The organism is Halovulum sp. GXIMD14794 (assembly GCF_054457455.1).
Genome location: NZ_JBTLNF010000008.1, coordinates 215,499 through 228,224 on the forward strand (window position 1 = coordinate 215,499; position 12,726 = coordinate 228,224).

The window sequence follows — 12,726 nt, forward strand, 5'->3', positions numbered from 1 at the left end:
TTATTCCGGTGCTCCGCATCGACTATCTTCCGCTTCGAAACGGAAAGGATCTCGACATGACACCGGAACGCAAAGCCGAACCGCCGGCGCCCTCGGGGCTTCGCATCGGCCACGTGCACCTGAAGGTCTCGGACCTCGAGCGCTCCGTCGCGTTCTACCGCGACGTGCTCGGCCTCGACCTGGTACAGTATTACGGCGACCGCGCGGCTTTCCTGTCGGCGGGCGGCTATCACCACCACATCGGGCTCAACACCTGGGACAGCAAGGGCGGCACGCCGCCGCCCGCCGGGCACACCGGGCTTTATCATACCGCCTTCGTCTACCCGACCCGCGCCGATCTGGCGCAGGCCGTGCGCCGAGTGCTGGCCGCGGGGATCAGCTTCGACGGCGCGGCGGATCACGGCGTGTCCGAGGCGCTGTACCTTCACGATCCGGACTATAACGGGGTCGAACTCTACTGGGACAAACCCCGCGAGCAATGGCCGTTCAAGGCAGACGGAACGCTGGAAATGGTGAACGCCCGGCTCGACATAGAAGGTTTGCTCGAAAACTGATCTGACCCCCTTTCGCCCGCCGGAACTTGGGACTAGTGTGCGCGCAAATTTCCGCCAGCCACTGGTTCCCATGCAAATATACCTGCCTATCGCCGAGGTTTCCGTGAACGCATTCCTGCTTCTCGGGGCCGGCGGGCTGGTGGGGATCCTTTCGGGAATGTTCGGTGTCGGCGGGGGGTTTCTGCTGACACCGCTCCTGTTTTTCATTGGAATTCCGCCCGCCGTGGCGGTGGCGACCCAGGCGAATCAGATCGTCGCATCATCCCTGTCCGGGGTGATGGCCCATTTTCAACGGCGTACCGTAGACCTGAAGATGGGGCTGGTCCTGCTGGTCGGCGGGCTGGTCGGCTCGGCGCTGGGCGTGCAGGTGTTCACGCTGCTGCAGCGGATAGGCCAGGTCGAGCTGATGGTCTCGCTTTGCTACGTGGTCTTCCTCGGCGTGATCGGCGGGCTGATGTTCCTGGAAAGCTGGCGCGCGATCCGCCGGTCGCGCAAACCGGGTGCGAAACCCGCGCCGCGCAAGCACCATTCCTGGGTGCACGGTCTGCCGTTCAAGATGCGCTTCCGGCAGAGCCAACTCTACATTTCCGCGATTCCGGTCCTGCTGATTGGCGCCGCCGTCGGTGTGCTTGCGGCGATCATGGGGGTCGGCGGCGGGTTTATCATGGTGCCCGCCATGATCTACATCCTCGGGATGCCGACCAAGGTCGTGATCGGTACCTCGCTGTTCCAGATCATCTTCGTTGCCGGGTTCACCACGCTGATGCATGCGACCTCCTCGCAAACGGTGGACGGACTGCTGGCGCTGCTCCTACTGCTGGGCGGGGTGATCGGCGCGCAGGTCGGCACCCGGATCGGCATGCGGATGAAGGCCGAACAGTTGCGCATACTGCTGGCGCTCATGGTGCTGGGCGTCAGTTTCAAGCTGGCGCTGGACCTGGTGCTGACCCCGTCCGAGCTCTACTCGCTGACCCGAGGAGCGGTACATTGACCCGCGCTGCGCTTTTTCTGCTGTTGCTGGCGCTGCCCGCGTCGGCGCAGGACGCCGTCGGACCCTCCCCGGTCGCCGAGGACAGACCCGCCGCGCCGGCGGAAGCGCCGCAGCCGGAACCAGAACCGGATGCCGAGCCCGGACCGGAACCCGAACCCGAGCCGGAGGCAGAGCCAGCCCCCCAGCCCGAAGACGCGCCCGAACCCACACCGACCCCCGAGCCTCAACCGGAGCCTGTGACCGCGAGCGCCCCGGCTGAACAAGTGGTCGGCGGGTTGAACCAGAACCGTGTCTCGATCACCGCCGGGTTCGACGGCTCCGAGATCTTCGTCTTCGGTGCCGTCGTCCGCGAAGCGCCGGTGCCCGAGGATTCCTCGCCGCTGCATGTCGTCGTGACCATCGAGGGCCCGACCCTGCCTGTCACCGTGCGCCGCAAGGAGCGTGTGCTGGGCATCTGGGTCAACACCGATAGCGTCGAGATCGACGAAGCCCCGAGTTTCTACGCCATTGCCAGCACCGGGCCGCTGGACGAGATCGTCTCCGAGACCGAGAAGCTGCGTCACCGTATCGGCTTTGATTATATCGTGCGCACCGTCGGGGCCCGCGCCTTCGTTGACGATCCGCAGAACTTTGTGGACGCGGTGGTGCGGATCCGAAACGACAACGGGCTCTACACGAGTAGCGACGCCAGTGTGGACTTGCGGCAGGAGACCCTGTTCTCGACCGAAGTGGAACTGCCAGCGAACCTTGTCGAGGGCGACTACCGCGCTCGCATGTTCCTGATGCGCAACCGGCAGGTTCTGCACGTGACCGAACAGGCGATCACCGTCCGCAAGGACGGGCTGGAGCGACTGATCTACACGACAGCGCACGAGCGTCCGTTGCTTTACGGCATCGTGTCGCTCGCGGTGGCGCTCTTCGCCGGCTGGGCCGCGTCCGAGGCGTTCCGCTTCCTGCGCCGCTAGGCGCTGCGTTCCGTGTTGACGACAGCCGGCTTTCGGTCCTCGGCGGTCAACCGGTAGGCGGCGGCCTCGGCGACATGGGCGCGGGCGATTTCGTCCGACCCCGCGAGGTCCGCGATGGTCCGCGCCACCCGCAGAACCCGGTGATAGGCGCGCGCCGACAGGCCGAAGCGTTCCGCCACCTGTCCCAGCAGTGCCTTCGCCTCGTCGCCGATGGCACTGCGCGCCAGCAGCAGATCGCCCTGTGCATCGGCGTTGACCCGCACACCCTCGTCGCCCGCGAACCGCTCCGCCTGCCGTGCCCGCGCCTTGGCGACCCTCGCGGCCACGTCGGCCGAGGCTTCGCCCGGTGCGCTTTCCGCGATTTCGGCGATCCGCACCGGCGGCACCTCGATCCGCAGGTCGAACCGATCCAGCAGAGGCCCCGAGATCCGGCCCAGGTAATCCTCGCCGCAATTCGGCGCGCGGGAACAGGCCCGCGCCGCATCGCCCATGTGCCCGCAGCGGCAGGGGTTGGCGGCGGCGACCAGCATGAACCGGCAGGGATAGCGCACATGGGCATTGGCGCGGGCGACGATCACCTCTCCGGTCTCGATCGGCTGGCGCAGCGTCTCCAGCACCGCGCGCGGAAACTCCGGCAACTCGTCCAGGAACAGCACGCCATTGTGCGCGAGGCTGATCTCGCCCGGTTTGGCCCCCTTTCCGCCGCCCACCACGGCGGCCATGGAACTGGTGTGATGCGGCGGGCGATAGGGTCGCTCGCGGCTGATCCCGCCCGCATCCAGCAGCCCGGCGAGCGAATGGATCATCGACGTCTCCAGCGCCTCGGCGGCATCCATCGGCGGCAGGATCCCCGGCAGCCGGCTGGCCAGCATCGACTTGCCCGCGCCGGGCGGACCGATCATCAGCAGGTGGTGTCGGCCAGCGGCGGCGATCTCCAGCGCTCGGCGGGCCTTTTCCTGCCCGCGCACCTCCGACAGGTCGCGCCCGGTGGCGGGGGGCAGCACCTCGCCCGCTTCGGCCGGGGCCAGCACGGTTCGCCCGGTGAAATGGTTCACGCAGTCCAGCAGCGATGCGGGGGCGATCACCGCCGCGCCATCGACCCAGGCGGCCTCGGCCCCCGAGGCGGCGGGGCAGACCAGCCCGCAGCCGTCCTCGGCAGCGGCCAGCGCGGCGGGCAGGGCGCCCACCACCGGCAGCAGCGCGCCGTCCAGCGACAACTCGCCCATCGCCCAGAAGGCGGCGGCCTCCTCGCGCGGGATCACGTCCATTGCCGCCAGCACCGCCAGCGCGATCGGCAGATCGAAATGCGAGCCCTCCTTCGGCAGGTCCGCCGGGGCCAGGTTCACCACGATCCTCTTCGAGGGCAGGGCAAGCGCCATTTCGCTCATCGCCGCGCGGACCCGTTCACGCGCCTCGCTCACGGCCTTGTCGGCGAGTCCCACGACGCTAAATCCCGGCATACCGGGCTGGATTGAGCACTGAACCTCGACGCGTTTCGCATCCATGCCCTGGAAGGCGACGGTTATGATGCGGGCGATCATGAAGCAGGCTCCGGTGGCGACCGGACCAGGAAAGCGGCAGCGGGGTTAATTTCGGGTAAACCCGCGGACCCTCGAAACCTCGCGAGATTGCGCCTGAACGCACAACGCCGGGTTTTGTTCCCGGCGATTTTCCTCACGAAAGCGTGACCGATTTCGGGTCTGCCGGCTAACCCCTCGTCAACATTCATCCATTCGCGGTTCTCGCCGCTGTTTCCAGAACCGGCACAGTCCGTTCATGGACCGATTTCATGTTTCCTGCATTGGAAAGTGGTCCAATGGAGCCAAGCCCTCGTAACGCTGGCAGAAGTTCCAAGCACAGTCCGTTTCCATCGGAGGGGTCGATGAACTACGAAACCGCAGGGATCAGAAGCGTCACCCGGCAGGCCATGGCAGCCGAGATGCTCGACGCCGAAACCGAGCTTCAGCTTGCCCGCGCCTGGCGCGAAAACGAAGACGAGCAGGCGCTGCATCGTCTGGTCAATGCCTACATGCGGCTTGCGGTTTCAATGGCGGGGAAATATCGCCGGTATGGGGCGCCGATGCCCGATCTGGTCCAGGAGGCCGGCGTCGGCCTGATGAAAGCCGCCGAGAAATTCGATCCCGATCGCGGCGTGCGCTTCTCTACCTACGCGGTCTGGTGGATCAAGGCGTCGATCCAGGACTACGTCATGCGGAACTGGTCGGTGGTCCGCACCGGCTCGACGAGTTCCCAAAAAGCCCTCTTTTTCAACCTTCGCCGTGTCCGCGCCAAGTTCGAGCGCGAGGCGGGTGGCGAGCACATCGACACTGCCGAACTGCGCGAGAAGATCGCCATCGAGGTCGGCGTTCCGGTTCGCGACGTCGAGATGATGGACGCGCGGCTCTCCGGCTCGGATTTCTCGTTGAACGCCCAGCAGGCGGGCGAGGATGGGCGCGAGTGGGTCGAGACCATCGAGGAAGACAACCCGCAGGCCGAGATCACCGTTGAACGGGACCGCGATCTGGCCCGCGCCCGCGACTGGTTGCGTGACGCGATGGACACGCTGAACGCCCGCGAGCGCATGATCATCACCGAGCGCAAGCTGCGCGACGACCCCCGAACGCTGGAAAGCCTCGGCGACCAGCTCGGCCTATCGAAGGAGCGTATCCGTCAGCTCGAGGTTCAGGCGCTGAAGAAGATGCGCCGCCGCCTGGAAAGCCAGACCGGCAACGCCGCCGCTCAACTGGCGATGGCCTGAGGTCCGGCCTGCGCGCGCTTGCGCCTCTGCTGATCCTGGCAGCCGCCCCCGCAGGGGCGGCTGAACTCGATATGGCCGAAGCCATAGAGGCCGCCCGCGCCGCGCAGGTGGTTTTCGTCGGCGAGGTTCACGACAACCCGGCCCACCACGAGGCGCAGGCCACGTTCGCCCGCGCGCTCGCCCCCCGAGCCCTGGTCTTCGAGATGATCCGCCCCGAGGATGCGCCCAACGTGGCCGAGCTTCGCGACGACCCCGAGGCGCTCTCCAAGGCGCTCGACTGGGCGAACTCCGGCTGGCCCGAGTTCGACTGGTACTACCAGATCATCGCCGCTGCCCCCGAGGCCCTGGTGCTGGGCGCACAACTGCCCCGCGATGCCGCCCGTGCTGCCGTGAGCGAGGGCGCGGCGGAGGTCTTCGGCGAAGCGGCGGCGGACTACGGCCTGACTGAGGCGCTGCCCGAGGATCAGCAGCGGGCCCGCGAGGGCCGCCAGGCCGAGGCGCATTGCGACATGCTGCCCGAGGACCTGCTGCCCGGCATGGTCGAGGTCCAGCGCCTGCGCGACGCCATGCTCGCCCGTGCGGCGCTGGAAGGTCTCGCCGCCCCGGGCGACGGTCCGGTTCTGGTCATCACCGGCAACGGCCACGCCCAGTCCGACTGGGGCGCCCCCGCAACCCTGTCGCTCGCCGCGCCCGAAGTCACGATCTACACCTATGCTCAGCTGGAAGCGCCGCCCGAAGCCGCGCCGTACGACGCCTGGCGTGTAACCGATCCTGTCGAGCGCCCGGATCCCTGCGACGCGTTTCGCTGAGACTTCGTGCTCCGTCTTGCCTATCGAAAGCCGCTCCCAGGGGAATGGCTCTTATAGCAAGTTAAGCGCTGGGACCCGCAACAATGGCAAATGATCGCGTGCACATCGCTCCTGTGCGGCTAACCATGGCGCGACGTCCGCAAGTTTCCAGATCCACCCGTCGTACTAGCGCACTCTCCACGACTTCCACTCAGGAAGTGTCCGTCCGACCGCATGAATGTAGATAGCTGCAGGCCGGCGCGTCCGCCGTCTGCCGGAGGCAAGCGGTATTACCTGCGGGTTGGTCGTTGCGACGTCCACAACGCGAGGGCGCGGCTTTGCAGGGCGTGAAAACCCTCGCCGCCGCCCGTACTTGCTCCATGACATAGGTCAAATCATTTGTTTTCCGGTAGCAATACGCTTCTCCCGCAGTCATCAGCGGGAGGGACAAAGATGCAAACGCCAACCCCGTCTCCGTCCGACCGGATCAAGGCTCTTGTCCAGAAGGTCAAGGCGTCGGACCTGTATCCGAGGAATCCGATCGTCAACAGCGCCACGACGGAGCCCGTCATCTGGGTTGATGGGCGCGATCATCTGCTCTTCTGCTCGAACAACCTGCTCGGGCTGTCCAACCACCCCGAGGTGAAAGAGGCCGCGAGCAAGGCCCTGGATCGCTATGGCCTGGGATCCGGAGGGTCGCGGCAGATGGCGGCCAATATCGACGTACACCGGGCCCTGGAACTCCGCATCGCCGAGCATGTGGGGCAGCAGGATGCGATCTGCTTCGCTGCGGGATACATGGCCAACGTGGGCGCGATACCTGCCCTGATGAAGGTCGACCTGCTCCAGGCTATCGCAGAGGCGCATCTGGGCGGCGCCACCATCGACGCCCCGCAAAAGGGCCAGACGCCCGGGTGGGAAATATTCAGCGAAGAGCTCAACCACGCCAGCGTGGTAGACGGAGTTCGCCTTGCGACGGCAACCGTCAGCAAGTTTCCTCACAAGGACACGAACGTTCTGGCCGCGCAACTCGGGCGATCCGAAGCGGCGTCGAAGCTCGTTGTGAGTGACGGCGTCTTCAGCATGGACGGCGACATCGCGCCCGTCAAAGATCTGGCACGGCTCGCGCGCGAGCATGGGGCGATGCTCATGATCGACGATGCGCATGGCGTTGGCATGCTGGGGGCCAACGGTCGAGGAAGCCTTGAGCACTGCGGGGTTTCGACGACGGATGTCGACCTGCAGATGGGTACCTTCACCAAGGCTTTCGGCGGTATCGGCGGCTACGTAGCCGGAGATCAGGAACTGATTGATTTCCTGCGGATCTCCGCGCGCACCTACATCTTCTCCGCCCCGTTGCCGCCGGCGATCGCGGCCGGCGTGGCGGAAGCGATCGACATCGCGGAGCGCGAGCCCTGGCGGCGCGAGAAGGCGATGGAGAATGCGTTCTACTTCCGCCGCGAGGTCGAGGCGATGGGCTTCAGCACATTGGGCAGCGAGGCGCATATCGTGCCGGTCCTGATCGGTGACGAGCTCAAGGCCGGGGAAGTGACCCGCGATCTGCGGCACCGCGGGATCGTGGCGCCGCATGCGCGCTATCCTGCCGTGGCGCTGGGCATGGCCCGGATCCGGTTCGTGATGACGTGCCAGCACGAGCGGGACCAGATCGATTTTCTTCTGAGATGCCTTCGTGAGATCCGCGAGAAAGCCAAGCTGAAATGCCCGGACGCGGAACAGACGCCGTCCTGATAACCGGCGCCTCCGCCGGTATGGGACTCAGCTTTGCGCGGGCCTACGCGAAGACGGGCAGGAACCTGGTTCTGGTTGCGAGGCGCGAAGACCTGCTTCGGGAAACCGCGCGAGACCTGACCGAGAAACACGGGATCGACGCCGCCGCCCTGTCTGCGGATCTCGCTGACCCCGGCGCACCGACGCGGTTGTTCGAGGAGATCGCGTACCTGGGGATCGATGTCGGGGGCCTCGTCAACAATGCCGGGTTCGGAGTGCCTGGACACCTCTGCGCGGTAGACTGGTCCCGGCACCGCGATACCATTCAGGTCATGGCGACGGTGCCTGTCCACCTGACCCGGTTGTTCGCACCGGCGATGATGCAGCGCGGCCGGGGCACGATCATCAACGTGGCGTCCCTGTCGGCGCTGCTGCCGCCCCATGCCGGGGGGACCTTGTACTATCCGGTGAAGTCGTTTCTCTATCAGTTCTCGCTGGCGACGCATGAAGAATTGCGTCCCCGGGGTGTGCATGTCACCGCCCTCTGCCCCGGTTTCACGGTAACCGATTTCCAGAAGGCGGCTGGCGGAACGGTGGAGTCGGTTTCCGTGCCGCAATGGATGTGGAGCAAGCCGGAAGACGTCGTCGACGCGGCCATTGCAGCCGTGGACCGCAATCAGCCCGTCTGTATCCCCGGCTTCGCGAACAAGGCGATTGCGCAGGCCTTCAAACTGATGCCAGGAGCCCTTGGGCGTTGGCTGGTGCGGGCCTGATAACCGCTACATCACGTCGCCAGCGCTGACCAGCAACGGGCGGTCCTTCAGCCTGGCCAGCATCCGCTCCGGCATGTCCGCGACGTCGATATGAAGCCTTGCCGACCCGGAAAGCGCGCCGGACAACAGTCCGAGTTTCCGCTGTGCAAGCAGGCGTTTGAGCACCGGGCTCCGGCGATCCAGCATGATCAGGCCCACGCGGGCCGAGTGCCGCGCCAGCGCAGTCGCGAGAACACGCAACAGGGCTGTTTCGGATCCGACCGGCATAAGCATGTTGGTGAAGCGGACGATCCTCAGATCGGCCAGATCCAGAAACCGGTTCCACCCCGGCATGTGCGGCAGCACCTTCAGCAACACGTACCCCGCCAGCCCGGGCATGGATTGCACCGACCAGCGCAGCACCTCGGTCTGTACGCCTGCCAGGATCTGCCCGTCCTCCCGGATGGCCAGGTAGGCATCCGGGCGCAAGGTGGTCTCGAAATCGCTCAATTCGTGATCGGAGTAGAGGGTGTCGAGAGCCCCGAGGACGGTCTCGCGATCCTCTTCCGCCAATGTGCACACCGCCGGATCACTCCGCGGGCGCAGGCGCGAGAACAGCGTGAGCGGAATGTCCGCATGAGCCGAGTATCCGATCTTCTCGGACAATCTGAGCGAAAATTCGGTGCTGGCTTCGACATAGGCAAAGCCGAAACCCGGCGCACCGACCGTCTCGACGCAATATGCGCGAACATGTTCGATCAGCCTGCCGCCCAGCCCCTCGTTCTGCCGCTCGGGCAAGGTCGCGGCCATGACGAAATGCCAGGCGCCCACTTGCTGATGCATCAGGCGCTTGTGGCAGAAGTCCAGAACGAAGACGCAAAGTTCCCGTCCGTTCTCCGAGAGGGTAAAGAAGGTCGGGTTGCGCAAGCGCGCCAGTTTCCGCTCGATTCCGAGTATCTTGTAGCGCGTGGCGCGACTGCCCCAGACCGTGCCTTGCAGAAGCGCGATCGTCTGGGCGCTCGGCCTGTTGTTTCGCGTGATCTGAAGACCCGTCTCCGGATCCGACCAGGTGGCAGCTTCACTCATCGGCGGCCTCGGGATCACACACCACTTGGGCGATGTCGGCAAACAGCGCCGGGTCGGTCACGATGCGGGGCACCTTGTTCTGCCCGCCAAGCTTCCGCCGCCGTTTCATCCAGGTCGAGAAACCTCCCGGCGCCACCAGTCGGATCCGCGGCGGCCCGAGGGCGCGGCTCTGACGCAGTTCGGCATAGTCCGCATTGAGCTCCGCCAGCCGGCGGTCGATCGCATTCGCCAGGTGCGAGGCGCAATCGCGCGGCGCGGACGTCGTGGCCTCGATCAGATACTCATGGTGGCCCGGCGCCGTTTCCCGGGATGCCGCGACGGAGTAGTCGAGTATCGCCATGTCGAGGGTCCTCGACGCCTCGGCAACGGCGTCGGCGATCTCGGACTCGATCAGATGCTCGCCGAAGGCCGACAGGCTCTGCCGGACCCGTCCGGTCACGACAAGGCGGGGCGGATCAAAATCGACGACGCGCACGATGTCGCCCACGCAGTAGGACCAGAGGCCAGCCGCCGTGGAAATCACCAGGGCATAGTCCTGCCCGGGCGTGACGTTGGCGATCCAGCGGCGGTCCGGCCCGGGATCGTCGAGCTGTTCCGGCGGGACGAACTCGAAGAAGATCCTGCCGTCCAGATGCAGGCGCAGGCCCTCTCCGTCGCCACGGTCGGCATAGGCGAAGACCCCCTCGGAGGCCGAGTACATCTCGCGGGTTTCGGCGTGACCGCCCTCGAGCAGCGCGGCGAACCGGTCGCGATAGGGCGCGAAGTTCACGCCGCCATGAACGATGAGTTCCAGATGCGGAAACCAGTCGACAAGGCGGCTGCCGTGGTTCGCGTCGGACTTCGCCACCTCGGCAAGAAACAGCAGAAGCCAGTTCGGCGAGCCGCCCATGACGCGCAGATCGCTGCCCAGCGCCAGCGGCGCCAACCGCCGGATCTTCTCTTGCCAGTCCTCGAGATCCGCCAGCTCCGGCGGGGGCAGGAACCGCTTCCGCAGCAGGCTCGGAAGCGCCGCAGCCGTGATGGCACTGACCGCGGCCGCCGTCGCGCCTTCGTCCGACGGATCGAGCGATGTCGGCCCGGTCAGACCCAATGCGGTGCCTCCCAGCATGTGGCTTTGCGGTCGGTTGATCAGGTGAAAGCACAGAAGATCCAGGAATCCGCGAGCGGCGGACCAGCGCATTTCCTCGGTGTAGGGGATGTATTTCGACCGGCCGGTGGTCGTTCCCGATGTCATTGCAAAGAAAGGGATCTCTCCCGGCCAGCTGACATTTTCGAGGGTCGGATAAGGCGCCGCCCACCAGCCGTCCCAGAAATCCTCGTACTTTCGGACCGGCACGGCGCGCTGGAAGCTCGCCACATCGCTGATCTGGTCGAACCGATGGGTGCGCCCGAACTCGGTCTCGCGCGCTTTGCGCAGCATCGTCCGCAGGGCCGCCTCCTGCGCCTCGGCCGGGCGGATCGCTTCGAGTTGACGGACCCGAAGCCGGGCGTATCGCCGCATGAGCGGCGTGAAGTCCATGTATCGTGGCCCGCTCACGACCGCTTCCCCGACCGGCCTCGAAACACGTAGAGCTTCATCATCGTGTAGTCCAAGGCCGCGACTGTCAGCAGGCAGACGGCCCAGGTGGTGCGATGGTGAAACCCGAAGATCGACACGAGCGTGTAGTTCAGCCCCGCGCTCGCAGCCAGGATCCAGATGCTCGACCAGATCTCCCGCGTCAGAGAGATCAGGTACGAGTTCCTGTTGTTCGGGAATGACAGCCTCCTGTGCAGATGGTGCTGCCGGAAGATGCCGATGGTGAAGGCGATCACCCAACTGGTGGTGGCGCGGGAGTCGAGGCCGTTCAGTGCATAGACGATCTCGTAGGTGATCCACGCCAGAACCGTGTTTATCAGCGCGGTGATAGCGACACGAACCAGTTCCGGCCGGCGATGTATCCAGCCGATAACTCTCTGCAGCATGGTTTGAGTACCCGGAATGCGCGGAATGTGAACCATGCTTTCCGCCTCCCTTCATTGACCTGCATCCATGCAAGTTCACCGCAAACGAACCGGCAATGATCTCGGTCAAGTTTCGACCTTTCGCTCGACGGCTCATGGCCCACGCCGAAAGTCTGGATCGGGACGCCTGAAAGGGCGGAGCATTCCAGGAACGAGCCTCGGTCTTGGGCCGGCAGGTCCCGCCGGATCGTGCGCCTTGCGCCTGAGGTGCAGCGGGCTAGAATGGCCGCTCCATGCCAATTCTGATCTTCGTACCCTGGGCGTTCACCGCCCTGCTCATGGGCGCATTCTTCGCGGTCGGCGCACTCGGTTGGCCCGGCGAATTCGTCGGCGCGGGAGCCATGTTCTGCGAGGCGTTTCGCGATTCCTGGATCAGGCAGCCCGCGAACACCTGGTCCAACCTGGGGTTCGTGGCGGCCGGGTTGTGGATGGTCTCCCACGCGGCTCAGGCTGGCAGGCGCGCGTCCGCGCCGGGCAACATCTTCTCGAACTCGCGATCCCTCCCGATCCTCTATGCTGCGCTGGTCATCTCCATTGGTCCGGGCAGCATGGCACTGCATGGTACGGGGCATGCGTGGGGACACAGCGCCGACGTGGTGGCGATGTTCACCTTCATCATGTTTCCGATCGCCTGGGCGGTAACCCATCTGGCCGGTGGCTCAGAGCGCGCTTTCTGGACGGTTTATCTGGCTCTGACCGGCCCGGTCACACTCGCCCATCTGCTCGAGGTCCTGCCGTTCTCAGGTATCGTCCTCTACGCCATTCTGATCCCGACCGCGGTTGCGCTCGAACTCGTGCGGTACTTCAGGAAGCCGACCGGAACACGAAGCCTCATCCTGACCCTCGGCGCGCTGGGGTGTTTCCTGCTCGGGTTCGTGGCCTGGCGTCTGTCCCTCACCGGAGCCCCGCTGTGCGCCCCGGGGTCACTCCTCCAAGGTCACGCGCTCTGGCACCTGCTCTGCGCCGCGGCAACTGTGTGCCTTTACCTTGCTTACATGAACGAAAGAACCGGCGCCGCAGCGGATACCCGCCGCGCCGCTCGGTCGGCGCCAGATGCGCGACCTGCGATTGCCTGTCGGGCCCCGCGCCCCTAAGTTGCCCGC

Annotated in this window: 12 protein-coding genes; 8 read left to right on the forward strand and 4 right to left on the reverse strand. The window is 65.7% G+C overall.

Annotation, left to right across the window (positions count from 1 at the left end):
• The first annotated feature begins 56 nt into the window (after positions 1 to 56).
• The 3 genes from ACW9UR_RS20185 to ACW9UR_RS20195 all read left to right on the forward strand — a co-directional run bounded on the left by ACW9UR_RS20185 (position 57) and on the right by ACW9UR_RS20195 (position 2,510).
• The gene (locus ACW9UR_RS20185; protein WP_458918865.1) at positions 57 to 554 is read left to right on the forward strand and encodes a VOC family protein; all 498 of its coding nucleotides are present in this window, start codon (positions 57 to 59) and stop codon (positions 552 to 554) included.
• A gap of 70 nt (positions 555 to 624) precedes the next feature.
• Complete coding sequence (locus ACW9UR_RS20190; protein WP_458918866.1) at positions 625 to 1,545, forward strand: sulfite exporter TauE/SafE family protein; 921 nt, start codon at positions 625 to 627, stop codon at positions 1,543 to 1,545.
• The gene (locus ACW9UR_RS20195) at positions 1,542 to 2,510 is read left to right on the forward strand and encodes a TIGR02186 family protein (protein ID WP_458918867.1); all 969 of its coding nucleotides are present in this window, start codon (positions 1,542 to 1,544) and stop codon (positions 2,508 to 2,510) included. The genes ACW9UR_RS20190 and ACW9UR_RS20195 overlap by 4 nt, the downstream gene beginning before the upstream one ends.
• On the opposite strand, the gene ACW9UR_RS20200 is transcribed toward ACW9UR_RS20195, so the two are convergent.
• Complete coding sequence (locus tag ACW9UR_RS20200) at positions 2,507 to 4,051, reverse strand: YifB family Mg chelatase-like AAA ATPase (RefSeq protein WP_458918868.1); 1,545 nt, start codon at positions 4,049 to 4,051, stop codon at positions 2,507 to 2,509. The two genes, ACW9UR_RS20195 and ACW9UR_RS20200, sit on opposite strands and share 4 nt — an antisense overlap.
• Positions 4,052 to 4,392: 341 nt before the next feature.
• Between ACW9UR_RS20200 and ACW9UR_RS20205 the strand changes: the two genes are divergently transcribed.
• The 4 genes from ACW9UR_RS20205 (at position 4,393) to ACW9UR_RS20220 (ending at position 8,557) form a co-directional block, all read left to right on the forward strand.
• Complete coding sequence (locus tag ACW9UR_RS20205; RefSeq protein ID WP_458918869.1) at positions 4,393 to 5,268, forward strand: RNA polymerase factor sigma-32; 876 nt, start codon at positions 4,393 to 4,395, stop codon at positions 5,266 to 5,268.
• Between the two features lie 71 nt (positions 5,269 to 5,339).
• Positions 5,340 to 6,077: a ChaN family lipoprotein gene (locus tag ACW9UR_RS20210; protein ID WP_458918870.1), complete on the forward strand. Its 738-nt coding sequence runs from the start codon at positions 5,340 to 5,342 to the stop codon at positions 6,075 to 6,077.
• Positions 6,078 to 6,509: 432 nt separating this feature from the next.
• Complete coding sequence (locus ACW9UR_RS20215) at positions 6,510 to 7,805, forward strand: aminotransferase class I/II-fold pyridoxal phosphate-dependent enzyme (protein ID WP_458918871.1); 1,296 nt, start codon at positions 6,510 to 6,512, stop codon at positions 7,803 to 7,805.
• Positions 7,775 to 8,557, forward strand: a complete 783-nt coding sequence (locus ACW9UR_RS20220; RefSeq protein WP_458918872.1) for an SDR family NAD(P)-dependent oxidoreductase — start codon at positions 7,775 to 7,777, stop codon at positions 8,555 to 8,557. The genes ACW9UR_RS20215 and ACW9UR_RS20220 overlap by 31 nt, the downstream gene beginning before the upstream one ends.
• A gap of 6 nt (positions 8,558 to 8,563) precedes the next feature.
• Here ACW9UR_RS20220 and ACW9UR_RS20225 read toward each other — a convergent pair whose 3' ends face one another.
• From ACW9UR_RS20225 to ACW9UR_RS20235, 3 genes are read right to left on the reverse strand one after another with little or no spacing between them, the layout of a single operon-like run.
• Positions 8,564 to 9,622 carry a GNAT family N-acetyltransferase gene (locus ACW9UR_RS20225; protein ID WP_458918873.1) on the reverse strand — a complete coding sequence of 353 codons (1,059 nt, stop codon included), beginning with the start codon at positions 9,620 to 9,622 and terminating at the stop codon, positions 8,564 to 8,566.
• A complete protein-coding gene (locus ACW9UR_RS20230; RefSeq protein WP_458918874.1) occupies positions 9,615 to 11,159 on the reverse strand; it encodes a GH3 family acyl-acid amido synthetase in 1,545 nt (514 codons plus the stop codon). Before ACW9UR_RS20230 ends, ACW9UR_RS20225 begins: the two co-directional genes overlap by 8 nt.
• Positions 11,156 to 11,584 carry a GtrA family protein gene (locus ACW9UR_RS20235; protein WP_458918875.1) on the reverse strand — a complete coding sequence of 143 codons (429 nt, stop codon included), beginning with the start codon at positions 11,582 to 11,584 and terminating at the stop codon, positions 11,156 to 11,158. Before ACW9UR_RS20235 ends, ACW9UR_RS20230 begins: the two co-directional genes overlap by 4 nt.
• Before the next feature lie 272 nt (positions 11,585 to 11,856).
• Between ACW9UR_RS20235 and ACW9UR_RS20240 the strand changes: the two genes are divergently transcribed.
• Positions 11,857 to 12,717 carry a ceramidase domain-containing protein gene (locus ACW9UR_RS20240; RefSeq protein ID WP_458918876.1) on the forward strand — a complete coding sequence of 287 codons (861 nt, stop codon included), beginning with the start codon at positions 11,857 to 11,859 and terminating at the stop codon, positions 12,715 to 12,717.
• Positions 12,718 to 12,726 lie beyond the last annotated feature (9 nt).